The organism is Caulobacter sp. FV1ye6ST (assembly GCF_058681225.1).
The window spans coordinates 2,329,935-2,353,058 of the sequence record NZ_CM178733.1 but is presented as its reverse complement, the minus strand read 5'-3'; the positions used below and the strand labels follow the sequence as shown (position 1 = coordinate 2,353,058).

Annotated in this window: 20 protein-coding genes; 6 read left to right on the top strand and 14 right to left on the bottom strand. The window is 66.5% G+C overall.

Translation table 11 applies throughout. The features are described from left to right. Positions 1 to 27: 27 nt before the first annotated feature. The 10 genes from ACW175_RS11580 to secG all read right to left on the bottom strand — a co-directional run bounded on the left by ACW175_RS11580 (position 28) and on the right by secG (position 10,322). A complete protein-coding gene (locus ACW175_RS11580; protein WP_492104605.1) occupies positions 28 to 504 on the bottom strand; it encodes a glutathione peroxidase in 477 nt (158 codons plus the stop codon). 24 nt (positions 505 to 528) lie between these two features. After that, entirely contained in the window at positions 529 to 1,818 is a 1,290-nt protein-coding gene (locus ACW175_RS11575) for a pyruvate dehydrogenase complex dihydrolipoamide acetyltransferase (RefSeq protein WP_492104604.1), read from the bottom strand. Positions 1,819 to 1,961: 143 nt separating this feature from the next. Continuing rightward, positions 1,962 to 3,320, bottom strand: a complete 1,359-nt coding sequence (locus ACW175_RS11570) for a pyruvate dehydrogenase complex E1 component subunit beta (protein ID WP_492104603.1) — start codon at positions 3,318 to 3,320, stop codon at positions 1,962 to 1,964. After that, complete coding sequence (pdhA, locus tag ACW175_RS11565; protein ID WP_492104602.1) at positions 3,317 to 4,348, bottom strand: pyruvate dehydrogenase (acetyl-transferring) E1 component subunit alpha; 1,032 nt, start codon at positions 4,346 to 4,348, stop codon at positions 3,317 to 3,319. The genes ACW175_RS11570 and pdhA overlap by 4 nt, the downstream gene beginning before the upstream one ends. A 166-nt stretch (positions 4,349 to 4,514) precedes the next feature. Next, positions 4,515 to 4,817 (bottom strand): FtsB family cell division protein, encoded by a 303-nt coding sequence (locus tag ACW175_RS11560; protein WP_099577786.1) that lies wholly within the window; start codon positions 4,815 to 4,817, stop codon positions 4,515 to 4,517. A gap of 359 nt (positions 4,818 to 5,176) precedes the next feature. After that, positions 5,177 to 6,457, bottom strand: coding sequence for a phosphopyruvate hydratase (gene eno, locus ACW175_RS11555; protein WP_492104601.1), 1,281 nt, complete (start codon positions 6,455 to 6,457; stop codon positions 5,177 to 5,179). A 116-nt stretch (positions 6,458 to 6,573) separates the two neighbouring features. Continuing rightward, positions 6,574 to 7,485 (bottom strand): aspartyl protease family protein, encoded by a 912-nt coding sequence (locus ACW175_RS11550; RefSeq protein ID WP_492104600.1) that lies wholly within the window; start codon positions 7,483 to 7,485, stop codon positions 6,574 to 6,576. A gap of 219 nt (positions 7,486 to 7,704) precedes the next feature. Next, a complete protein-coding gene (gene rpmF / locus ACW175_RS11545) occupies positions 7,705 to 7,887 on the bottom strand; it encodes a 50S ribosomal protein L32 (protein WP_010919589.1) in 183 nt (60 codons plus the stop codon). A 115-nt stretch (positions 7,888 to 8,002) separates the two neighbouring features. Continuing rightward, positions 8,003 to 9,655, bottom strand: coding sequence for a CTP synthase (gene pyrG, locus ACW175_RS11540; protein ID WP_492104599.1), 1,653 nt, complete (start codon positions 9,653 to 9,655; stop codon positions 8,003 to 8,005). A 112-nt stretch (positions 9,656 to 9,767) separates the two neighbouring features. Then, positions 9,768 to 10,322, bottom strand: coding sequence for a preprotein translocase subunit SecG (secG, locus tag ACW175_RS11535; protein WP_492104598.1), 555 nt, complete (start codon positions 10,320 to 10,322; stop codon positions 9,768 to 9,770). A gap of 141 nt (positions 10,323 to 10,463) precedes the next feature. Between secG and ACW175_RS11530 the strand changes: the two genes are divergently transcribed. Continuing rightward, the gene (locus tag ACW175_RS11530; RefSeq protein ID WP_099577774.1) at positions 10,464 to 10,979 is read left to right on the top strand and encodes a GNAT family N-acetyltransferase; all 516 of its coding nucleotides are present in this window, start codon (positions 10,464 to 10,466) and stop codon (positions 10,977 to 10,979) included. 698 nt (positions 10,980 to 11,677) lie between these two features. Here the strand turns inward: ACW175_RS11530 and mfd are convergent. After that, a complete protein-coding gene (mfd, locus tag ACW175_RS11525) occupies positions 11,678 to 15,145 on the bottom strand; it encodes a transcription-repair coupling factor (RefSeq protein ID WP_492104597.1) in 3,468 nt (1,155 codons plus the stop codon). A gap of 4 nt (positions 15,146 to 15,149) precedes the next feature. Beyond that, complete coding sequence (locus ACW175_RS11520; RefSeq protein ID WP_492104949.1) at positions 15,150 to 15,443, bottom strand: FAD assembly factor SdhE; 294 nt, start codon at positions 15,441 to 15,443, stop codon at positions 15,150 to 15,152. A gap of 203 nt (positions 15,444 to 15,646) precedes the next feature. Between ACW175_RS11520 and ACW175_RS11515 the strand changes: the two genes are divergently transcribed. The 5 genes from ACW175_RS11515 (at position 15,647) to ACW175_RS11495 (ending at position 20,319) form a co-directional block, all read left to right on the top strand. Further along, entirely contained in the window at positions 15,647 to 17,308 is a 1,662-nt protein-coding gene (locus ACW175_RS11515) for a DEAD/DEAH box helicase (protein ID WP_492104596.1), read from the top strand. A 154-nt stretch (positions 17,309 to 17,462) separates the two neighbouring features. Further along, a complete protein-coding gene (locus ACW175_RS11510; protein WP_492104595.1) occupies positions 17,463 to 18,425 on the top strand; it encodes a hypothetical protein in 963 nt (320 codons plus the stop codon). Between the two features lie 118 nt (positions 18,426 to 18,543). Next, the gene (locus ACW175_RS11505) at positions 18,544 to 18,816 is read left to right on the top strand and encodes a hypothetical protein (protein ID WP_492104594.1); all 273 of its coding nucleotides are present in this window, start codon (positions 18,544 to 18,546) and stop codon (positions 18,814 to 18,816) included. 76 nt (positions 18,817 to 18,892) lie between these two features. Next, a complete protein-coding gene (locus tag ACW175_RS11500) occupies positions 18,893 to 19,999 on the top strand; it encodes an IS5 family transposase (RefSeq protein WP_492101777.1) in 1,107 nt (368 codons plus the stop codon). Further along, on the top strand, positions 19,996 to 20,319 hold the full coding sequence (locus ACW175_RS11495) for a hypothetical protein (protein WP_492101776.1): 324 nt from the start codon (positions 19,996 to 19,998) through the stop codon (positions 20,317 to 20,319). The genes ACW175_RS11500 and ACW175_RS11495 overlap by 4 nt, the downstream gene beginning before the upstream one ends. A gap of 13 nt (positions 20,320 to 20,332) precedes the next feature. Here the strand turns inward: ACW175_RS11495 and ACW175_RS11490 are convergent, their stop codons facing one another. After that, positions 20,333 to 21,484, bottom strand: coding sequence for a glycosyltransferase family 61 protein (locus tag ACW175_RS11490; RefSeq protein ID WP_492104593.1), 1,152 nt, complete (start codon positions 21,482 to 21,484; stop codon positions 20,333 to 20,335). Positions 21,485 to 21,530: 46 nt separating this feature from the next. Beyond that, complete coding sequence (locus ACW175_RS11485) at positions 21,531 to 22,988, bottom strand: coniferyl aldehyde dehydrogenase (RefSeq protein ID WP_492104592.1); 1,458 nt, start codon at positions 22,986 to 22,988, stop codon at positions 21,531 to 21,533. Between the last annotated feature and the right edge of the window lie 136 nt (positions 22,989 to 23,124).

Below are 23,124 nucleotides of genomic sequence, written 5' to 3'. Positions count from 1 at the left end.
TCGGCCAGCGAGCCGATCCGGGGGAAACTACAGCAGCGCCTCGACCGCGACCTTGAGGTCTTCGGGCTTCACGGTCGGCGCGAACCGCTCGACGACCTCGCCGTCCTTGCCGATCAGGAACTTGGTGAAGTTCCACTTGATCGCCTCGGTGCCCAGCAGGCCCTTCTGCGCCTTCTTGAGGTAGCGGTAGAGCGGGTGGGCGTCGGCGCCGTTGACGTCGATCTTGCTCATCACCGGGAAGGTCACGTCGTAGGTCAGCGAGCAGAAGTTCGCGATCTCCTCGGCGTTACCCGGCTCTTGAGCGCCGAACTGGTTGCAGGGAAAGGCCAGGACCGTGAAACCACGATCCTTGTGGGTCTTGTAGAGCGCCTCGAGGCCTTCGTACTGAGGTGTGAACCCGCACTTGCTGGCGGTGTTCACGATCAGCAGCACCTGGCCGCGATAGTCGGCAAGGCTCACGTCCTGGCCGTCCAGCGTCTTGGCCGAATAGTCGTAGACCGACATAGCCGTCCCCTTACCGCGACCGGATCAGACGATCAGGGTCAGCGGCTCTTCGATCAGCGGCTTGAAGGCCGCCAGGAACTTGGCGCCGATGGCCCCGTCGACCACGCGGTGATCGCAGGTCAGGGTCACGGTCATCACGGTGGCCACGGCCAGCTGGCCGTCCTTGACCACCGGACGCTGCTCGCCGGCCCCGACGCTCATGATCGCGCCCTGCGGCTCATTGATGATCGAGGCGAAGGCCTTGATGCCGAACATGCCGAGGTTGCTGACCGAGAAGGTTCCGCCCTGGAATTCCTCGGGCTTCAGCTTCTTGGACTTGGCGCGGGCGGCCAGATCCTTCACCTCGGCCGAGATCTGGGCCAGGCCCTTTGTCTCTGCGGCGCGGACGATCGGGGTGATCAGGCCGCCATCGATGGCCACGGCCACGGCGATGTCGGCATGCTTGTGCATGGCGATGCCTTCCGGCGTGTAGGAGGCGTTGGCTTCCGGCACGCGCTTCAGAGCCACGGCCGCAGCCTTGATGATGATGTCGTTGACCGACACCTTCACGCCCTGGCCTTCCAGCAGGTGGTTGATCTTGGCGCGCGCGGCCAGCAGGGCGTCGATCTCCAGATCGATCGTCAGCGGGAAGTGCGGCACGTCACGGAAGCTTTCCGTCAGCCGGCGCGCGATCGTCTTGCGCATGCCGTCAAGCGGAACGAGGTCGTAGGAGCCGGCGGGAATGCCCATCTGCTCCAGCGACTGGACCTTGCGCGGCTCAGCGGCGACAGGAGCGGCGGCGGTAGGCGTCGCGCTCGGAGCAGCCTTGGCGGCCGGGGCGCCAGACTTGGCGGCTTCCACGTCGGTCTTGACCACGCGGCCGTGCGGGCCGGTGCCCTTGATGCCCTTCAGGTCCAGGCCGGCGGCCGAAGCCAGGCGGCGGGCCAGCGGCGAGGCGAAGACGCGCGAGCCGTCAGCGGCGACCGGAGCGGCCGGCGCGGGCGCGGCGGGAGCCGGAGCGGCCGAGGTCGGGACCGGAGCGGCGGCTGCCGCTTTGGGCGCTTCCGCCTTGGGCGCCGGCGCGGGGCTTTCGCCCTCGCCCGCCAGCTTGGCGATCAGGGCGTTGACCTTGACGTTCTCGGTCCCGGCGTCGACCAGGATGGCTTCGATCACGCCTTCATCGACAGCTTCGACTTCCATCGTCGCCTTGTCGGTCTCGATCTCGGCGATCACGTCGCCGGCCTTGACGGTGTCGCCAACCTTGACGTGCCACTTGGCGAGGGTTCCCTCCTCCATGGTGGGCGACAGGGCGGGCATCAGGATGTCGATCGACATTGAGCTTTTTCCTCAATCGTTCGGGACTATGTCGGCCCACGGTGTACTGGGTCGCCGTCCGCGATACCCCGCTTGAAGCGGGATGAATTCGTTGGCCAGGACGATGCGGCCCCTGCCCGTCTGGAGCAAGAGCCGCGCCGTTCTTAGCGGTAGCTGACCGCCTTGGCCGCCTTGACGATCTTCTCGACCGAAGGCAGCGACAGGGCTTCCAGGTTGGCCGCGTAAGGCAGCGGCACGTCTTCCTGGCAGACCCGCAGCGGCGGGGCGTCCAGATAGTCGAAGCCGAACTCGGTGATGCGCGCGACGATCTCGGCACCGACGCCCATCGGGCCCCAGCCTTCCTCGACCGTGACCAGACGGTTGGTCTTCTTGACGCTTTCCAGGACCGTGGCGTGGTCCATCGGACGGATCGTGCGCAGGTCGACGACCTCCGCCGAAATGCCTTCCTTCTCCAGTTCCTCGGCCGCCTTCAGGGCGAAGCCCACCATGCGGCTGTAGGCGACCAGCGTAACATCCGAGCCTTCGCGACGGACCTTGGCCTTGCCGATCGGCACGACCCAGTCCTCGACGTCCGGGATATCGAACTCGTGGCCGTACATCATCTCGTGTTCGAGGAAGACGACCGGGTTCGGATCGCGGATCGCGGCCTTCAGCAGGCCCTTGGCGTCTGCCGCGTCGTAGGGCGCGATGACCTTGAGACCGGGAACGTTGCCGTACCAGGCGGCGTAGTCCTGGCTGTGCTGGGCGCCGACGCGCGAGGCCGCCCCGTTCGGGCCGCGGAACACGATCGACGACTTGATCTGACCGCCCGACATGTAGAGCGTCTTGGCGGCCGAGTTGATGATGTGGTCGATCGCCTGCATGGCGAAGTTCCAGGTCATGAACTCGACGATCGGCTTCAGGCCGGCCATCGCCGCGCCGACGCCCATGCCGGCGAAGCCGTGCTCGGTGATCGGGGTGTCGATGACGCGCTTGTCGCCAAACTCTTGCAGCAGCTCGCGGCTGACCTTGTAAGCCCCCTGATACTGGGCGACTTCCTCGCCCATCAGGAAAACGCGGTCATCCTTGCGCATCTCCTCGGCCATGGCGTCGCGCAGGGCGTCGCGAACCGTGATCTTCTTCATCGGCGTGCCGGCCGGGATTTCCGGATCGGCGAAGGTCGAGGCGGCCGAGATCGGGCCGCCAGAGGGAGCGGCCGCGACCGCAGCCGGGGCGGCTTCAGCGGCGGGGGTAGCGGCCGGAGCGGCCGGAGCCGAGGCTTCGCCCTCGCCCTTCAGGCGCGCGATCAGGGTGTTGACCTTGACGTTCTCGCTGCCGGCCGGGACCAGGATGGCTTCCACCACGCCCTCGTCCACGGCTTCGACTTCCATGGTCGCCTTGTCGGTCTCGATCTCGGCGATCACGTCGCCGGCCTTGATGGTGTCGCCTTCCTTGACGAGCCACTTGGCCAGGGTGCCTTCCTCCATCGTGGGGGAAAGCGCGGGCATCAGGATGTCCGTCACTCGGCGGCCTCCAGGTAGACGTCGGTATACAGTTCCGAGGGATCAGGCTCGGGGCTCGTGCGAGCGAACTCGGCGGCCTCGGCGACGATGCGCTTCACGTCCGCGTCGACGCTCTTCAGGTCGTCCTCGGTGACGCCGGCCGCGGCCAGACGTTCCTTGATGTGGTCGATCGGGTCGCGGGTCGTCTTGACCTCGTCGACCTCTTCCTTGGTGCGGTACTTGGCCGGGTCCGACATCGAGTGGCCGCGATAGCGGTAGGTCTTCATCTCGAGGATGTACGGGCCCTGGCCGCTGCGGGCGTGCTCGGTGGCGCGGGCGCCGGCTTCACGCACGGCGACGACGTCCATGCCGTCGACTTCCTCGCCCGGAATGCGGAACGAGGTACCGCGCTTGTGGAACGCGGTTTCCGAGGCGGCGCGCTCGACGCTGGTGCCCATGGCGTACTGGTTGTTCTCGATCACGTACACGACCGGCAGCTTCCACAGCTGGGCCATGTTGAAGCTCTCGTAGACCTGGCCCTGGTTAGCCGCGCCGTCGCCCATATAGGCGTACGAGACATTGCCATTGCCCTTGTAGTGGTTGGCCAGCGCCAGGCCGGTGCCGAGCGCCACCTGGGCGCCGACGATGCCGTGGCCGCCGTAGAAGCCGGTGGCGACGTCGAACATGTGCATCGACCCACCTTTGCCCTTGGACGAACCGCCGGCGCGGCCGGTCAGCTCGGCCATGACTTCGCGGGGATCCATGCCTGCGGCCAACATGTGGCCGTGGTCACGGTAACCCGTGATGATCTGGTCGCCTTGTTGCGAGATCGACTGCATGCCGACCGCGATGGCTTCCTGACCGATGTACAGGTGGCAGAAGCCGCCGATCAGGCCCATGCCGTACAGCTGGCCGGCGCGCTCCTCGAAACGGCGGATCAGCAGCATGTCCTGATAGAATTTCAGGAGTTCGTCTTTGCCGACGAAGGCGTTGACACCGGTGTCTACCGCCTTCCCCTCTGAGGCCTCAGCCTTGCGCGTACGCGCCATTCAAATCTCCCTGGCCAATCTTCATCGCGGCCTTCGTCCTAAGAGCGCCACCCGCCGAAAAAACGTCGGTTCCGCGTGGGGAGCGCCCTGGTGTCTCGCCAAGATCAATCCGGGACCGGGTGATCCACGAGCTGACCGACAGCCGATTCCAAGAATAGGCGACCCGTCAGCTCGGACGCTTGACCCGGATCACATAGTCCCTCGGGTCGGCATATCCTAGAAGGGAACGCGCGCGCTCTTCCAGGAGATCAGCCGACAGACTGCCGTTGCGTAATAGACGAGCACGGGCCTCAAGGTCCATCCTCTCCGCGCGTATCTTCCTGAGTTCCTTTGTTTTTGCTGCGAGGTCCGCATTGCGCTGCGAAATGGACAGCAGGCCTCGATCACCTGTCAGAGCATGAAAGGCGAAGTAGAAAATCAGGAAAAAGATCGCCGCGGTCGGCAGGAAGGGTTGCAGTCGGGCGAACATCTCAGGGCCCTAGAGAGGGATTCGTAGGATCGCCGACCGTGCTTAACGCCTTCTAAATCCAGGCATTGAGCAGGGTCTTTGGTAGTTCGCCAGTCAGGCGAACGATGCTTTCACGTGAGATCGTTTCACGCGCATCTAGATACTGCGCCGCCGAAGCCATTTCGCGACCGCGAACAGCCGAAAAATGGTCTCGTTTGAAACCACCGTCGTGCTTTTAGAAAATTTGTGGGTTAACGCGATCGCGGACCGAGGGAACGCGTTCGTCGTTCGGTCCGGCGGCGAGAATCGCACCCGAAAAGTAAATGGCGCGGCTCCTTTTGGAAGCCGCGCCTTCACCCGTTTCAGCGATCTGGAAGGACCTAGCGGCCCTTCAGCGCCGCGCGAGCGGCGTAGACGCCCTGATCGTCCAGCATCTCCTCGATACGCAGCAGCTGGTTGTACTTGGCGGTGCGGTCCGAGCGGGCCAGCGAGCCGGTCTTGATCTGACCGCAGTTCAGGGCGACGGCCAGGTCGGCGATCGTGCTGTCCTCGGTTTCGCCCGAGCGGTGGCTCATGACGCTGGTGTAGCCGTGGCGGTGCGCCAGATCGACGGCGTCGATGGTTTCCGACAGCGTGCCGATCTGGTTGACCTTCACCAGGATCGAATTGGCCAGACCCATGTCCAGGCCCATCCGCAGGCGCTTGGGGTTGGTCACGAACAAGTCGTCGCCGACCAGTTGGACCTGCTTGCCCAGGGTGTCGGTCAGCAGCTTCCAGCCGTCGAAGTCGTCCTCGGCCATGCCGTCCTCGATTGACAGGATCGGGAACTTCGAGGCCAGGCCGGCCAGGTAGTCGACCATCTGGGCCGGGTCGAGCGACTTGCCCTCGCCTTCCAGCTCGTACTTGCCGTTCTTGAAGAACTCGGTCGAGGCGACGTCCAGGCCCAGGACGAAGTCCTCGCCGGCCTTGTACCCCGCCTTCTCGCCAGCCTTGACGATGAAGTCCAGCGCGGCTTCGGCCGACGCCAGGTTCGGGGCGAAGCCTCCCTCGTCGCCGACGTTGGTATTGTGGCCGGCGTCGTTCAGGGCCTTCTTCAGGGCGTGGAAGATCTCGGCGCCCATGCGCAGGCTTTCACGGAAGCTCGGGGCGCCGGTCGGCAGGATCATGAATTCCTGGATGTCGATCGGGTTGTCGGCGTGGGCGCCGCCGTTGATGATGTTCATCATCGGGGTCGGCAGCACGCGGGCGTTCACGCCGCCGACGTACTTGTAGAGCGGCTGGCCGGCCGACTCGGCGGCGGCCTTGGCGGTCGCCAGCGAGACGCCCAGGATGGCGTTGGCGCCCAGGCGCGACTTGTTCGGCGTGCCGTCCAGCTCGATCAGCAGGTTGTCGACGCGGCGCTGGTCCTCGGCGTCCACGCCCGACAGGGCGTCGAAGATCTCGCCATTGACGGCGTCCACGGCCTGCAGGACGCCCTTGCCACCGTAGCGGGCCTTGTCACCATCGCGCTTCTCGTTGGCTTCGTGAGCGCCGGTCGAGGCGCCCGACGGCACCGCGGCGCGACCAAACGCGCCGTCGTCCAGGATCACGTCGACTTCGACGGTCGGGTTGCCCCGGCTGTCGAGAATTTCGCGGGCGATGATGTCGACGATCTCGGTCATGAGCTGCTCCTAGAGGCCAAAAGGCGCGGTGGCTTTAGCCGCCATGCGCTTCGGGCGCAACTTGACTTCCCTTTCGGCGAGCGACTGATCACCGGTCACGAAGTCGGAAGCTGAGCTCAGACGTTGTAGATCGGCGTCAGCCCGCTCTTCTGCCCCAGCTTGAACAGGACGCGGTCGGAGCCGAAGTCCAGCTCGACCTTGGCGAACAGCTTCAGCACGTCCACGCCCAGCAAGGCCGCCGGCCGGTCGTTCAGCGACCAGACGTCGAAGATGTGCACGTCGGCGAAGGCCATGGGGATGTTGGTCAGCTGCAGATTGCCCATGGTGATCGACGGCACGACGCGGAACTCGCCCAGATAGACCTCGCCGCCGGCCGTCAACAGGCGCGCCGGCTTGACGATGTCCGACGTGCGACGACGCTTGGCGGCGATCGCTCGCTGGAGCGCCAGATTGCCGATCGAGACGCCGCCGCCGGAATCGATGAAGGCCACCGAGCGCGTGCCGGAAATCCGGGCGTCGGTCAGGGTCAGGCGTCCGAAGCGGGCGTCGGCCGGCACCGAAATCTCGTCCGCCCTGCGGGTCATCTCCGAGAAGAACTGGCTGCGGCGGATCAGGATCTGCCGTTTGCGGAAGTCCATGACGACGTTGCGCCGGTCCAGGATGTCGACGCCCAACAGGCCGTCCGCTCCGACCCTTTCGTAGGGCAGCACGGGAAGGACAGCCGCGCCCATGCGGGCTTCGCCGGCCTTCATGCTGTCGATCCGCGCCGTGGGACTTGTGATAGCGCTGGAGATGCCGTGAATAAGGATCTGGGGACCGGGCGGTAGGTTCAGCTTCTCGGCCACGGCCGGCGTCAGCACGCTGCGTCCGGCGCCGGTGTCCACCACGAAGTTGAAAGGCCCCTGCCCGTTGATCTCGACGTCGACGGTGAGTCGGTCGTCATCGTCCAGCGAGGCGTCCAGGATCAGCACGCCATCGTCCGGCGGCGTCGGCGCGGTCGCTGGCGGCAGGGTCTGAGTGACGGACACGGGAGTGTTGGCCTCGGCCCTGACGGACGACGCGGCCCCAGAAAGCCCTAGTCCCGAAATCCCCAGTCCCGCCGTGATATTTCGGCGTGTGAGCATGGGCGTACCTCCCAGCTCGGAAGGCTAACACCGTTTTTTACGCGTACGACAAAAATACGACGAAAAACGCCGCCCGGGCGAACCAAGCGGCGTTTCCGAAATCGTCAATGACGAAAGGAGACCTTAGTCTTCCTTCGGCGTCAGGATCTGCTTGCCGTTGTACATGCCGGTCTTCAGATCGACATGGTGCGGACGGCGCAGCTCGCCGGTGTCCTTGTCCTCGATGAACGAGTTAGCGCCCAGGGCGTGGTGCGACCGGCGCATGTTCCGGCGAGAAGGCGAAGTTTTTCTTTTAGGAACGGCCATCGAAGTGACTCTGCTCGTTGAGCGTGAAAATCGAGAGCGGCGACTCGGGGGTGCCCAGGTCGCCGCGTGAGGGCGCGCTTATGCCCGAATCTCTTCGGGGATGCAACACCGTGCTTCAGACTAGTCGACCATGCTCCTTGGCCGCGGCGATGAAGCTGGCGAAAAGTGGGTGCGGGGCGAACGGACGGCTCTTCAGCTCCGGGTGATACTGCACCCCGATGAACCACGGATGGTCGTCCCGCTCGACGATCTCGGGCAGCACGCCGTTGGGCGAGCGGCCGGTCAGTTTTAGGCCGGCGTCCTCCATCAGGTGGGCGTAGCCGATATTGACCTCGTAGCGGTGCCTGTGGCGCTCGCTGATCTCGGTCGAGCCATAGATCTCGGCGACCTTCGATCCCGAGGTCAGGACGGCGTCGTAGGCCCCCAGGCGCATGGTGCCGCCCAGGTCGTCGTTGGCGCGACGCTGGACGGTCTCGTTGCCCTTGATCCACTCGGTCATGATGCCGACCACGGGACGCTCGGTGGGGCCGAACTCGGACGAACTGGCGTCCTTGATGCCGGCGACGTTCCGCAGGGTCTCGATGACCGCCATCTGCATGCCGAAGCAGATGCCGAAGTACGGCACCTTGCGCTCCCGGGCGAACTGGGCCGCGCGGATCTTGCCCTCCGCGCCCCGCTCGCCGAAGCCGCCGGGCACCATGATGGCGTGGGCGTTCTCCAGGCGGGCCGCGGCCGCGCCCTCGTCGCCCTCGAAGGTCTCGCTCTCGACCCAGTCCAGGTTGACCTTGACCTTGTTGGCCAGGCCGCCGTGGTGCAGCGCCTCGATCAGCGACTTGTAGGCGTCCTTGAGCACCGTGTACTTGCCGACGACGGCGATGGTGACCTCGCCGTCGGGATGCTGGACGGTGTCGTCGATGGTCTTCCACCGCGCCAAGTCCGGCTCTGGCGCGTCCTGCATGCCGAAGACGTCGAGGACTTCGGCGTCCAGGCCTTGCTCGTGATAATCGATCGGCACGGCGTAGATGGACGAGGAGTCCATCGCCTGGATGACCGCGCTGGGGCGGACATTGCAGAACTGGGCGATCTTGCGCTTTTCCTCGGCCGGGATCTCCTGCTCGCAACGGCACAGCAGGATGTCCGGCTGGATGCCGATCGAGCGCAGTTCCTTGACCGAGTGCTGGGTCGGCTTGGTCTTCATCTCGCCGGCCGTCTTGATGAACGGCAGCAGGGTCAGGTGCAGGTAGCAGCTCTGGCCGCGCGGCAGGTCCTGGCGCAGCTGGCGGATGGCTTCGAAGAACGGCAGGCCCTCGATGTCGCCGACCGTGCCGCCGATCTCGACCAGCACGAAGTCGACCGGCTTCTTGCCCGTCTCGTCCATGGCCGGCGACAGGACGAAGTCCTTGATCTCGTTGGTGACGTGCGGAATCACCTGGACGGTCGCGCCGAGATAGTCGCCGCGGCGCTCCTTCTCGATGATCGTCTTGTAGATCTGGCCCGTCGTGATGTTGTCGGCCTTCTTGGCCGACACGCCGGTGAAGCGCTCGTAGTGACCCAGGTCGAGGTCGGTTTCCGCCCCGTCGTCGGTGACGAAGACCTCACCGTGCTGATACGGGCTCATCGTGCCCGGATCGACGTTGAGATAGGGGTCGAGCTTCCGAAGGCGAACCGTGTAGCCACGCGCTTGCAGCAGCGCGCCGAGCGCCGCCGAGGCCAAACCCTTGCCAAGCGAGGAAACCACGCCGCCGGTGATGAAAATGTACCGCGTCATGGGCGATCAGCTTACCCGTGATTCGACGACGCCGGAAAAAGACCTGCGTTCATCAACAAGATTAAACCCCCGAGGTTGCCCTCGGGGGTCGGTTGAAGTCCGTCTGGGACGGTTATTGTTGTTTGGGCTGTTCCGCCGGCGGGGCCGCGACCGTCGGGGCCGGGGCTGCCGCAGCGGGCGCCGTGGCGGCCGGTTTGGCCGCCGGCTTCTTGGCTTCGGCTTTCGGGGCCGACGGGGTCGGAGCCAGCAGCGCGGGCTGCGTGGCGGCCGGGGCCGGCGTGTTGATCTGCGGGGTCGGGGCTTGGATGGCGCCCGGCTGGCTATCCGGCGAGGCCGGCAGCGAATTCAGCGAACCGGGCGTCGGCGCCACGGGGGCCGGGGCCGCGTTCAGGGTCTTGGCGTCCAGGCCCTTGACCTGGTCGGCCACCGAACCGCCGGTATTGGCGCGCCCCGTCAGGATGGTCAGGGTCAGGCTGATCAGCAGGAAGACCGAGAACAGGATCCAGGTGATGCGGGTCAGCAGGTCACCGGCGCCGCGGGCGGTCATGAAACCGGTGTTGCCGCCGCCCATGCCCAGCGCGCCGCCTTCGGAGCGTTGCATGAGCACCACCCCGATCAGACAGAGGCAGACGACGATATTGATGGCCAGCAGGACGCCGATAAGCATGTGGAATGTATTCTCGATCCGGGCGCGGGCGAAATGCCGCGTTAAAAACGAAGCGGCCCCTCTACCACTAGCGAGCGCTCCGCGCCATAGCTGGGAAGCGCGACGCCAAACGCAACCCCGAAAGCCAGACCGCTCCATCGCATGATCCTCGAGACCGAACGCCTGACCCTCACGCCGCTGACGGTCGACGACGCGCCCCTGATCTATCCGTTCCTCAGCGACGCCGAGGTGATGTCCAACCTCGACCAGGAGCCGATCGAGGATCCCGACGAGGTGGCCAGCCGCGTCGCCGCCCAGGTCGACGAGATGAGCGCCGGCGACGCCGCCTACTGGAGCATCCGCCACACCCAGGGCGGCCAGTACCTGGGCTATTGCGAATTCGTCGACATCGACCGGCGTCACGATCGGGCCGAGATTCGCTTCGTCATCGACCGCAAGGGCTGGGGCCAGGGCTTCGGCGCCGAAGCGGTCAGCGCCCTCCTGGCCCACGCCGCCGGCAGCGGCCTCAAGAGCCTGGTGGCCAGCATCCACGTCGGCGACAACCGCGCCGAGCGCCTGCTGGACAAGCTGGGCTTCAAGGCCGAGGGCTACCTGAAGGGCGCGGTGCACCGCGACGGCGAGCGGCGGGATCGACGGCTGTACGGGCTGCGGCTGTAGACGCACGGCTCCGCCGCTTCACGCGGCTGGCCGCTGAAGGTGTGGAAAGGGATGCGGAGCGCCGGACAGCGTCCGGAGTTTGGAAATAGAAATACCGTTTCGACGAAGCCCAACGCTCCGCGCGGTCGTCATCCGGAAGCGTGACCTCGTGATGCTATTCGCACCCCAACGCCCTTGAAGCCTCCGACGGGCGGGCCAGGCCGCGAAGCCTGGTCCCGGTCAGGAGCCTTTCGGCCCCCCTGTCGCTCTCCTCGGCCTGCATCCACCGTCGTTTCTGTGTTCCAGGGTCGACTACCTCGGGGATGGTGCAGTTGCGGAGTTTCCCCGCGCCGACGAGCGCGCCCGCTCGATCGCCCCTCGTCGCCGCAACGGTCGCTGGCCATGCGCCCTTTCCTCGCGACAAGGTGAAGAGAGAATACGGCAGGTTTTAAAGCCGGGGACGCGGGGTGGCGAACGCTCGTCGAATCCGCATGAAACCCTCTCTCTTTGAGACAGGGAGGGACCCATGCGCAGCATGGGAGGGTGAGAGGTTACAAACTATCCGGACAGGGCAATGACCCAGTAAGCGGTTGAATAATATCGGTTTTCGAGGCCACCGGTGAAACCACTCACCCTCCCACGCCCGCAGCGCGGGCCCCTCCCTCTCTCTATGAGAGAGGGATTCAATACCCGCGCGCCGACGGGATCAGCGCCCTGCCCTACTCCTTGGCCAGCCTGGCCAGCACGGTGAGGATCTTCTCCGCCGCGTCGAGACGCTGGGCCGGGGTGTCCCACTCGCCCTTGATGACGACCTTCTGGTCGGGGCGGACCTTCCAGATCAGGCTGTTCTTGCCGACGTACTGCATCAGCCCCAGCGGATTGGCGTAACTATCATTCCTGAAGCTGGCCACCGCGCCCTTGGGCCCGACATCGATCTTGGCGACATTGGCTTCGCGGCACAGGCCCTTGATGGCGACGACCTTGAGCAGGCTGTCGGTTTCGGGCGGCAGCGGGCCGAAGCGGTCGATCATCTCGGCGGCCAGGGCTTCGCGGTCGGCGGCCTTCTCGGCGTCGGACAGGCGGCGATAGAGCGACAGGCGCACGTTCAGGTCGGGGACGTACTCGTCCGGGATCATCACAGCCGCGCCGGTGTTGATCTGCGGCGACCAACCCCGGTCCTCCAGCAAAGCCTCCTGCCCCTGCCGCTGGCGCAGCTCCGCGACCGCGTCCTCCAGCATCTGCTGGTAGAGCTCGACGCCGATCTCCTTGATGTGGCCGCTCTGTTCGTCGCCCAGCAGGTTGCCGCCGCCGCGCTGATCCAGGTCGTGGCTGGCCAGCTGGAAGCCGGCCCCCAGGCTGTCCAGCGACTGCAGCACCTGCAGGCGCTTCTCGGCCGACAAGGTCAGCGACTTCTCGACCGGCGTGGTCAGATAGGCATAGGCGCGGGCCTTGGAGCGGCCGACGCGGCCCCGGATCTGATAGAGCTGGGCCAGGCCGAACATGTCGGCGCGGTGGACGATCAGGGTGTTGGCCGACGGGATGTCGAGGCCGCTTTCGACGATCGTCGTCGCAAGAAGCACGTCGTACTGGCCCTCGTAGAAGGCCGTCATCACGTCTTCCAGCTGGGTGGCGGCCATCTGGCCGTGGCCGACGACGTACTTCACCTCGGGCACCTGGGTGCGGAGGAACTTCTCGATATCCTCCAGGTCCTTGATGCGCGGCACGACGTAGTAGGACTGGCCGCCGCGGTACTTCTCGCGCAGCAGGGCCTCGCGCAGGGTCACCGGGTCGAACGGGCTGATATAGGTCCGCACCGCCAGGCGATCGACCGGCGGGGTGGCGATGATCGACATCTCGCGGATGCCCGACAGCGCCATCTGCAGGGTGCGCGGGATGGGCGTGGCGGTCAGGGTCAGCATGTGCACGTCGGCGCGAAGCTCTTTCAGCTTCTCCTTGTGCTTGACCCCGAAGTGCTGCTCCTCGTCGACGATGACCAGGCCCAGGTCCTTGAACGACACCTGCTTGGACAGGATGGCGTGGGTGCCGACCACGATCTCAAGCTGGCCATTGGCCAGGCCCTCGCGGGTCTCGGCGGCTTCCTTGCCGGTGACCAGGCGCGACAGGCGCGTGACCTTGACCGGCCAGCCCTGGAAGCGGTCCTTGAAGGTCTTGTAGTGCTGGCGTGCCAGCAGGGTCGTCGGGCAGACGATGGCCACCTGCTTGCCGCTCATCGCCACCACGAAGGCCGCGCGCAGGGCGACTTCCGTCTTGCCGAAGCCGACGTCGCCGCAGATCAGGCGGTCCATCGGCTTGCCGGACGACAGGTCCTCCAGCACGTCGTGGATGGCGCTGAGCTGGTCGTCCGTCTCCTCGTAGGGGAAGCGGGCGCAGAACTCGTCGAACACGCCCTGCGGCGCGTCGGTTTCCTCGACGGACTTTAGCTGGCGGGCGGCGGCGATCTGGATCAGGCCCTCGGCCATGACCCGCAGGCGTTCCTTGGCCTTGGCCTTGCGGCCCTGCCAGGCGGCGCCGCCCAGCTTGTCCAGCTGTACGGTCTCGGGATCCGACGCGCCGTAGCGGGTCAGAAGGTCGATGTTCTCGACCGGGAGGTACAGCTTGGCCTCGCCGCCATAGAGCAGGTCCAGGCAGTCATGCGGCGCGCCCTGGACGTCGAGAGTCTTCAGGCCCTCGTAGCGGCCGATGCCGTGGTCGATGTGGACGACCAGGTCGCCCGGCGTCAGGGCGCTGGCCTCGGCCAGGAAGTTGGCGGCGCGGCGCTTCTTGCGCGGGCGGGCCAGACGGTCGCCCAGTATGTCGGTCTCGGAAATGACCGCCAGGCTCTCGGTCTCGAAGCCGTGGTCCAACGGCAGCACGACGCGCTGCGGAACCTTGGGGTCATTGGCCTTCGCCGCCTGCCAATAGGCGGCATAGGGGATCTTCTTCAGGCCGTGGTCGGCCAGCATGGTCCCCAGACGCTCGGACGAGCCCTCGGACCACGAGCCGAACAGCACCCGCTTGCCGGCGGCGGCCAGCGCCTTGGCGTGGTCGGCGGTGGCCTCGAACAGGTTGACGCTGTCCTGGGCGCGCTCGGCGGCGAAGACCCGGCCGAGCTTGGCGCCCATGTCGACGACATCGAGCCCCTGAGGCTGGAACGGCGTGAACAGGCGATGGGTGCGCTCGGTGAGCTCGCGGTCCCATTCTGCGGCGGTCAGGTACAGGGCCCGCGGCGCCAGCGGGCGATAGGCCGACTTGCGGTCGGCGCTGGCCCGGGCCTCGTAGGCGTCCAGGATCATGGCCAGGCGCTCGTCGCGCGACTCGGTGGTCTGGTGGTCTACCCCGATCAGCGATCCGGCGGGCAGATAGTCGAACAGGCTCGACATCCGCTCGTAGAACAGCGGCAGCCAGTGCTCGAGACCGGCGCGTCGGCCGCCTTCGCTGACGGCGGCGTACAGCGGATCATCCCCCGGCGCGCCGAATTCGGCGACATAGCCCTTGCGGAAGCGCGAGATGCCCTCGGCGTCCAGCAGGGCCTCGCTGACCGGTAGCAGGTCGATTTCCTTCAGCTGCTTGGTCGAGCGCTGGGTCTCGGGATCGAAGGCCCGAATACTCTCCAAGGTGTCGCCGAAAAGATCGAGGCGCACCGGTTCCTCGGCGGCCGGCGGGTAGACGTCGATGACCCCGCCGCGGATCGCGAACTCGCCGCGCTCGGAGACGGTGGAGGCGCGGGCATAGCCGTTGACGGCGAAATAGCGCTCCAGATCCTTGATATCGACGACATTGCCGACCTTGGCGCTGTAGCTGGCGCGCAGCAGAACGTCCTTGGTCGGCACGCGCTGCAGCAGGGCCGGCGCGGGCAGGACCAGGATGGCCGGCTTCTTGTCGCCCAGGCCCCGGGCCAGGCGCGACAGGGTCGCCATCCGCGTGGCCGAGACGCCCGAGGACGGGCCGATGCGGTCGTAAGGCAGGCAGTCCCACGAGGGCAGCAGCACCGCCTCGATCTCGGGGGCGAAGAACTTCAAGGCGTCGACGAAGGCGTTGGCGCGAGCGGTGTCGCGGGCCACGAAGGCGGTCAGGCCGCCGCGCGCCCGGGCGATGTCGGCCATCACCAGCGCGTCGAAGCCTTCCGGCGCGCCGGCCAGGGTCAGGCCGCCGGCGGCCTTGGCGATCTGTTTAGCGTCGTAGGCCATGCTCTTAAGCGCCATCCCCCACCGGGCGCGAAGCGTGCGCGTCGAACCGGAACGCGCGGATCATCGCCAGCACGTCCGTTTCGAACTTTTCCGGGGTCGGCTCCTGACCGACGATCCAGGCATAGATCTCGCGATCCGACTCCTCGAGCAGGGTTTCCAGGGTGTCGATCTGCTCAGGAGTCAGGTTCGGGCCATGGACGTCCGCGAACGGGCCCAGAATGAGGTCCGCTTCCCGGAAGCCGCGATGCCAGGCGCGGAAACGAAGGCGCCTTAGGCGGGAGTCGTGGTCGATGGTCATGTGCCGGCCGATATAGAGCGGCGTCAGGGCTCGCGCCACTCCATGATGACCCAACATGACGCTCCCAGTGCGCCTATCACCTTGCCTAGATTGACTTTGGCGACTTTCGGCTTATTTATCCCCAGCTTCGGAGCAGGTCTGGCGAATCCGCGCTGCCCGCTCGCCCAAGCACGGGCGGCTCCGGGTTTCAGACCAGCGTGTAAATGACCGAATTTTCCGACCTCGGGCTTTCGCCCACGACCCTGCAGGCGGTCGCCGATACCGGCTATACCACCGCGACCCCCATTCAGGCCCAGGCCATCCCGGTCGCCCTGGCGGGCCAGGACGTCCTCGGCATCGCCCAGACGGGCACCGGCAAGACCGCCGCCTTCACCTTGCCGCTGATCGACAAGCTGATGAACGGCCGCGCCAAGGCTCGCATGCCGCGCGCCCTGGTCATCGCCCCGACCCGCGAGCTGGCCGACCAGGTCGCCTCCAGCTTCGAGAAATACGCCAAGGGCACCAAGCTCTCATGGGCGCTGCTAATCGGTGGCGTGTCGTTCGGCGACCAGGAGAAGAAGCTGGACCGCGGCGTCGACGTGCTGATCGCCACCCCCGGCCGCCTGCTCGACCACTTCGAGCGCGGCAAGCTCCTGATGACCGGCGTGCAGTTCCTGGTCGTCGACGAAGCCGACCGCATGCTGGACATGGGCTTCATCCCGGACATCGAGCGCATCTTCAAGATGACGCCGCCCAAGAAGCAGACCCTGTTCTTCTCGGCGACCATGCCGCCGGAAATCACCCGCCTGACCAAACAGTTCCTCAAGGATCCGGTCCGGATCGAGGTGGCCAAGCCGGCGACGACCAACGCCAACATCACCCAGCTGCTGGTCAAGGTTCCCTCCTCTGATCCCAAGGCCAAGCGCCTGGCGCTGCGGGCGCTGATCGAGAAGGCCCAGATCGAGACCGGCATCGTGTTCTGCAACCGCAAGACCGAAGTCGACATCGTCGCCAAGTCGCTGCGCGTGCACGGCTTCGACGCCGCCGCCATCCACGGCGACCTCGACCAGTCGCAACGCACGAAGACCCTGGCGGACTTCCGCTCGGGCGCGCTGAAGATCCTGGTGGCCTCGGACGTCGCCGCGCGCGGCCTGGACATCCCGGCCGTCAGCCACGTCTTCAACTACGACGTCCCGCACCACGCCGACGACTACGTCCACCGCATCGGCCGCACCGGCCGGGCCGGACGCACCGGCATCACCTACATGCTGGTCACCCCGGGCGACGACAAGGGCTTCGACAAGGTCGTCAAGCTGATCGGCTCGACCCCGGACGAAGAGAAGCTCGACCTCGACTATTCGAACGCCGTGACGGTGAAGCGCGAAGGCGACCGCGACCGCAAGCGTGGCTCCCGTGATCGCGACCGCCCCGAACGTGGCGACCGTAGTGAACGTCCGGCGCCGCGCGCCCGTGGCCGCCGCACCGAGGAAGCCGCCGCCGAGGCGCCGGTCGAGGCCGCCGTTGTCGCCGCCGAAGCTCCCGAAGCCGCCGTCGCGGAGGAACGTCCCGCCCGCGAGCGCCGCCCGCGCCGTGAACGCGAGCCCCGCGCCGAGCGCGAACCCCGCGCCGCCGCCCCGGCCGCCGAGACCGAGCGTCCCGAACGCACGGAACGTCCGGCTCGCCCCGAACGTCCCGATCGTGCTGAACGCGCCGACCGTCCGGAACGCAGCGAACGCGTCAGCGACCGTCCTGAGCGCGGCGAACGTCCCGAGCGGCCAGTGCGCGGGGTCCAGCCGATCCGCGATCGCGACGACGACGACCGTCGCGTGGTCGGCTTCGGCAACGACGTCCCCGCCTTCCTGGTGCGTCCGCCGCGCGGCAAATAGGCCCGGGCCGATCTTTCAAAAAAGCAGAAGCGCCGGGCTCTCGTCCGGCGCTTTTCCTTTGGCGCGACGCCGGGGGCGGCCGAAGCTCGGGCAAATCCCTTAGCAACTCCAGGACGCATATGCCATGATGTTCGCGCAAATAGGGTGCGCGATCATGGACGCCTGGAAATATCTCGCCATCGCGATCGTCATGGCGTCTGGCCTGGCTGGCGTCTTCTTCGCCAAGGACGGTCAGATCAACGAGATACGCGGCGTCGGCTGGATGGCTGTCGTCCTGATCATCGTGGCGGGCGGGATTTCCGGTTATCAGGCCCATCGTGACGCGGAGAAAGGCAGACTCGCCGCGCAGGCCGCGGAACAGGCCGAGGCGGACCTGCGCCGCACCCAGGCCGCCCTCCTGATCGGCGTCATTTCGGGTGCGGACCTCTCTAAGCCAGTAGGCCTGGTGAACTTCCTTCTCGAGGTTCCCATGGTCGGAGATCCGGAGAAATCGGATCCCCTTCCGACCGCCTTCCCTGGCTTCGTGGGACCATTTCCGGAGCTGCCCGCCGGCGGCGTCGGAAAGCTGGCGCTCTTCGTCGGCGAGGAATATTACGAGGCCACGCTGAAGCCCGCGCCAGGTGGGCTCAGGATCGAGGCGCCCATCAGCTACGCCGTCAAGCCAAACCCGAACGGCGCGGAGTTCCTGCCAATCGGCAAGGCGCCCGACCCAGAGGCGCCGCCTACCGACGGACAATGGTTCTCGCAGCCCGAGGCCAACGAGCCCTACACCTACGGCGTCACGTTCAAGCTCGACATCCAGGGGCGGGGGCTAGTTCAATTGTTGAGCGAGACGTCGACCTACGGCCACCTGTCCTTCACCATCCCCGGGCTATCCTCGAAGCGCCGCCAGGAGATCATATCCGTTCTCGAAAAGGATATCGCGCCCTCGATCGTCCTGGGCTTGAGCGTTCCGTCGTCGGATCGCGAGGATGGATGCGTCCGACGTATCCGCGTGCCCATGCACTTCGTCGCCAGCGAGGATGGCCAGTCGCGATCCAACCCGGATCACCTGGAATTCTCCATCCAGGGCGACGCCAAGGGCTTCAAGAACGAACTCTGCGGCTACACGCCGTGATCAGCGCCGACGGCGGCGTAGCCCACCTCGCGGAACGCTGTTATCATACAGTCTGTTTTCGGCTCGATCGCGCCGGAGTCCGGCTCGGTCGCGCCCAACAAGAATGGGAGGACTGAACATGGCCGCCATCGAACCCGAACTCGACAAGCAAGCCGTGCTGATCGCGCATGAGAAGACCTATCACGCGTTCTCGGTGCTGCTGCGCTGGGCGATGCTGGGCCTGGCCTCAAGCATCAGCGCCTTCACGGTATGGTTCGCCACGCCGGGCGGCTTCTGGGGCGGCCTCGTCACCTTCGTGATCGTCTGGGTCGCCGGCTACTATGGCATGGTCAAGCGCGAGGAGCAGCAATCGCTCGACCCATGGGCGCCGGGCCGCAAGGGCATCCTCTAGCAGGCTGTTGAAGAAGTCCGTAGCGGGGCGGAGTTCGACATGATTCACTCTTTGGGCGGGAGCTCTGGAGGGGTGGATGCGCGGGTCGGACGAGCGGACGGGGTCGCTGTTCTCATATGTAGATCTGGATGCTCGGGTTCGGCGCGATCATCCCTTGCGGCCGATCCTGGAGATCGCGAACGGGGCGCTTGGGGATTTGAGCGCGGACTTCGCGGCGCTCTATCCGCCGAGGCTGGGACGTCCGTCGATCCCGCCGGAACGGTTGTTGCGCGCCATGCTGCTGCAGGCGTTCTACGGCATCCGATCGGAGCGCCAGTTGATGGAGCGGATGGAGTTTGACCTGCTGTTCCGCTGGTTTGTAGGTCTTGGCGTGGACGATGCGGCCTGGGATCATTCCAGTTTCACCAAGAACCGCGACCGGCTGTTGGCGGGCGAGATCGCCGGCAAGTTCCTGCGCGCGGTGCTGGCCCAGCCTCGGGTGAAGCGGCTGATGTCGTCAGACCACTTCTCGGTGGACGGCACGCTGATCGAAGCCTGGGCGTCGACCAAGAGCTTCCGCAGGGTCGATGGCGACGACAGCGATCCCGAGGGGCCGGGTCGCAACGCCGAGCGCGGCTTCCACAAGGAGAAGCGTTCCAACCAGACGCACCGCAGCACCACCGATCCTGAGGCTCGGCTCTATAAGAAGGGCGACGGCCAGCCGGCGAGGCTCTGCTATATGGGCCACGCCCTGATGGAGAACCGCCATGGCCTGGTGACGGATGGTGGGGTGACCCTGGCCACGGGCACAGCCGAGCGCGAGGCGGCTGTGGCGATGCTGGACCGAAGAAGCGGCCGGCGTCGGATCACCCTGGGCGCCGACAAGGCCTATGACGTGCGCGACTTCATTGGCCAACTTCGGGCGCGCCGGGTGACACCGCACATCGCCGTCGATGGCCACCTGTCCAAGCTGGGCAAGCCGCGCTCGACCGCCATTGACGGCCGCACCAAGCGCCACCCCGGCTATGCGATCAGCCAGCGATGTCGCAAGCGCATCGAAGAGGTGTTCGGCTGGATCAAGGGCTCGGCCGGCCTAGCCAAGGTCAAGGTGCGCGGCCGCGCCAAGGTCGACGCCGCCTTCACCCTGGCGCTGGCGGCCTACAACCTGATCCGTCTGCCCAAGCTCCTGGCGGCCCCGGCATGAGCGTCCTGGGCCAGTGGCGCATCGTCCAGACGCCCGACTACACTGACGACTATCGGGACATGATGGAGCCCGCCTACATCCTCTTCGAAGCCACCCATGGCCAGTTCGCCTTCGGCTGCGTCACTGGCGCCTTCGCCGCCGCCGGCGACCACGACGCCGTGCAGTTCGACTGGCGCGGAAACGACGAAATGGATGAGGCCCAGGGCGACGGATGGGCTCAACTCCAGCCCGACGGCTCCCTCAAGGGCCAGATCTGCTTCCACGGCGGCGACGAAGCCAACTTCATCGCCAGACGGGAGGCTTCTTCAACAGCCTGCTAGAGCGCCCTGATTTCTAAAGAACGGCGTCCACGACGCTCAGCAGGTCGTCCAGCGGCGGCCTGAAGGCGAACTTGAAACCTCTACGGAGTCTCGCCAGCACCGGCGCCTGCCGCGCCGGGGCCGGTGAGGCGCAGACATAGCCGCGCCAGTCGACTCCGACCTGGCGACAGGCCGCTCGCACCCACTGGCTGGTGAAGTTCAGCGGCTGGATCTCCACGACCCGCGCCCCCTTGGGCAGGAAGACGGCATTGGCCAGGGCCGCGCCGCTGGCGCCGACGAGCACCTCGGCCTCGCGCATCAGCGCGACCTGCTCGCCAGCGCTCAAGGTCTCGGGCCGGACGATCGTGAAGCCGCGCGCCGCCAGCGCCTTTTCGAACGCCGCCTCGCCGACCATCACCCGCATCGACTGACCGCGTCGCGAGAGATAGACGCGCTTGACGCCGCGCCCAGCCGGCGCGCGCTCCAGCACGCGTTGGGCGACATCGGCGACCAGGCCGTTGGGGTGGTGCAGGAAGTGGTCCATGCTGGTGGCGAATACTGCCCGCTTCAAGCGCGCGACCGGCGCGGCGACCTCGCGGATCTCTAGATCCGGAAAGGCCATGCCGATCAGGTCGCTTTGCCAGGCGGTCAGCTTGGGCGCGAGGGCCGGCACCCCGTCCAGCAGCCCGGCCTGCTCCAGCGCCAATAGCGATGGCAGGGCGTCGATGACGAAGTGACCGTAGTTGAAGGTCCCGCCCCACGGCAGGAACACCGCCCCGGCCTCGATCTCGGGCGCGGACGCCGGTGGAACGAAGCGCGTGGCCTTGTCCAGCACGCCCGGAAGGGCCGACAGATCACCGGATCCATGCCGGGCCTCGCCGATGGTGGCGTTGTAGAGCGCGCCGTCGACGCCGATCAGCCCGCCGAACCGCGGAATCCACCAGCTCTCGCCGACCGCGCAGAGCGCCGGAACATTGACCGGCAGGGGCGCGGCGATGTCGTGAGGCCAGGCGGCCGCCCGCGGTCCCGCCAGCGTTCCCGGCGGCGCGCCGATGGAGGCGTCATGTTCCGGCGCGAACGCCACCCCGGCTTCGCCCCGCGCGAACCGCTCACGCAGCTCCGCCGTCAGCATGGGCGGCAGGTCGCGAGCTTCGACGATGGGGCGCAGGGACAGCGGCGCGGTCATGCGCCGCTTGGAGCATGACCCGCCGCGCTTGGCTACGTCTTGAGCCCTACTTCTTGATCTGCCCCGCCAGGTACTTGCGGATCCCCTCGCCGTACGGCGGGCGCAGGCCCAGCATCGGGGCGATGTCCTTCTTCAGCTGCTGGAACACCGCCTTGCGGTGGCTGAACTCGCGGAAGCCGTCGTGGCCGTGATAGGCGCCCATACCGGCCGGCCCGACGCCGCCGAACGGCAGGTCCTCCTGAGCGACATGGAAGATCACGTCATTGACCGTCACGCCGCCGCTGGTGGTGCCCGCCAGCACGCGATCCTTCTCGGCCTCGTCGGTCCCGAACCAGTAGAGGGCCAGTGGCCGATCGTGCGCGTTCACATAGGCCACGGCCTCATCGACGGTCCTGTAGCCCTTCACGGGCAGGACAGGACCGAAGATCTCCTCCTGCATCACCGTCATGTCGTCGGTGGGATCCAGGATCAGGGTCGGGGCGATCTTGCGGTGCTCCTGCTGCGACAGGTCCTCTCCGCCCGGATTGATCTCGATCACCCGCGCGCCCTTGGCCCGGGCGTCGTCGACATAGCCCTTCACCCGGTCGTAGTGACGCTGGGCGACGACAGCCGTGTAATCGGGATTGTCCTTGATCGTCGGGAAATAGCGGCCGACGGCGGCCTGGGCTTCCTTGACGAAGCTCTCAACGTCCTCCTGCGGCGCCAGGACGTAGTCCGGCGCCAGACAGATCTGGCCGGCGTTCAGGGTCTTGCCGTTCATGATCCGCGCCGCGGCGGTGGCCATGTCGGCCCCGCGCGACAGGATCACCGGGCTCTTGCCGCCCAGCTCCAGGGTCACCGGCACCAGGTTTTCGGCCGCCGCCCGCATCACGTGGCGCGCCACCGAGGTCGCGCCGGTGAACACCAGATGGTCGAAGGCCAGTCCCGAAAAGGCCTGGCCTACCTCGGGCCCGCCGACGAACACCGCGACCTCCTCTTCCGAGAACGCCTTGGCGAACATCGCTTTCAGCAGGTCCGAGGTCGCTGGCGTGAATTCCGACGGCTTGATCATCGCCCGGTTGCCGGCGGCGAACACGCCGGCCAGCGGGGCGAAGGTCAGGTTGACCGGAAAGTTCCAGGGGCTGATCACCCCGACCACGCCCTTGGGCTGCCACTGCACGGTCGCCTTGGCGCCGAACAGGCCCAGGATCGCCGGGGTCGTCTTGCGCTTCTCCGGCCTAGCCCACTTGGCGACGTTCTCGCGCGCGAACTTCAGCGGCCCGATCGAGCCCGCGACATCGGTCAGGGCCGTCGCCTCGGGCGAGCGCGAGCCGAAATCCTCGTTCACCGCCTTGGCGATCTGCGCCTGATGGCCGACCAGCAGGTCGATCGAACGGTTCAGCCAGTCGATGCGCTTCTCGACACTGGGCGCGCCATCGCGCAGATGCGCGGCCTTCTGACGCCGCAGGACGTCGGTCATCGCGGCCTTGTGGGCGTCGAACGACAGATTGACCGGTGCGTTCATGATTTTCGCCTCCCTACCCTGGCCCGGCCATGGCGGCGCGGTGCTCATCTTATCAATGATAACCATGACGCTTGGTCGTTTCCTACGCAAGAGAACGTCGGTCTTAACGCCTCGTAAGAACTCTCGGCACTAGGGT

Bases quoted from the DNA above. Each gene is read 5' to 3' on its own strand.
- ACW175_RS11580 (WP_492104605.1), bottom strand. From the start codon at position 504: ATGTCGGTCTACGACTATTCGGCCAAGACGCTGGACGGCCAGGACGTG.
- ACW175_RS11575 (WP_492104604.1), bottom strand. From the start codon at position 1,818: ATGTCGATCGACATCCTGATGCCCGCCCTGTCGCCCACCATGGAGGAG.
- pdhA (WP_492104602.1), bottom strand. From the start codon at position 4,348: ATGGCGCGTACGCGCAAGGCTGAGGCCTCAGAGGGGAAGGCGGTAGAC.
- ACW175_RS11560 (WP_099577786.1), bottom strand. From the start codon at position 4,817: ATGTTCGCCCGACTGCAACCCTTCCTGCCGACCGCGGCGATCTTTTTC.
- eno (WP_492104601.1), bottom strand. From the start codon at position 6,457: ATGACCGAGATCGTCGACATCATCGCCCGCGAAATTCTCGACAGCCGG.
- rpmF (WP_010919589.1), bottom strand. From the start codon at position 7,887: ATGGCCGTTCCTAAAAGAAAAACTTCGCCTTCTCGCCGGAACATGCGC.
- pyrG (WP_492104599.1), bottom strand. From the start codon at position 9,655: ATGACGCGGTACATTTTCATCACCGGCGGCGTGGTTTCCTCGCTTGGC.
- secG (WP_492104598.1), bottom strand. From the start codon at position 10,322: ATGCTTATCGGCGTCCTGCTGGCCATCAATATCGTCGTCTGCCTCTGT.
- ACW175_RS11530 (WP_099577774.1), top strand. From the start codon at position 10,464: ATGATCCTCGAGACCGAACGCCTGACCCTCACGCCGCTGACGGTCGAC.
- mfd (WP_492104597.1), bottom strand. From the start codon at position 15,145: ATGGCCTACGACGCTAAACAGATCGCCAAGGCCGCCGGCGGCCTGACC.
- ACW175_RS11520 (WP_492104949.1), bottom strand. From the start codon at position 15,443: ATGACCATCGACCACGACTCCCGCCTAAGGCGCCTTCGTTTCCGCGCC.
- ACW175_RS11515 (WP_492104596.1), top strand. From the start codon at position 15,647: ATGACCGAATTTTCCGACCTCGGGCTTTCGCCCACGACCCTGCAGGCG.
- ACW175_RS11510 (WP_492104595.1), top strand. From the start codon at position 17,463: ATGGACGCCTGGAAATATCTCGCCATCGCGATCGTCATGGCGTCTGGC.
- ACW175_RS11505 (WP_492104594.1), top strand. From the start codon at position 18,544: ATGGCCGCCATCGAACCCGAACTCGACAAGCAAGCCGTGCTGATCGCG.
- ACW175_RS11500 (WP_492101777.1), top strand. From the start codon at position 18,893: ATGCGCGGGTCGGACGAGCGGACGGGGTCGCTGTTCTCATATGTAGAT.
- ACW175_RS11495 (WP_492101776.1), top strand. From the start codon at position 19,996: ATGAGCGTCCTGGGCCAGTGGCGCATCGTCCAGACGCCCGACTACACT.
- ACW175_RS11490 (WP_492104593.1), bottom strand. From the start codon at position 21,484: ATGACCGCGCCGCTGTCCCTGCGCCCCATCGTCGAAGCTCGCGACCTG.
- ACW175_RS11485 (WP_492104592.1), bottom strand. From the start codon at position 22,988: ATGAACGCACCGGTCAATCTGTCGTTCGACGCCCACAAGGCCGCGATG.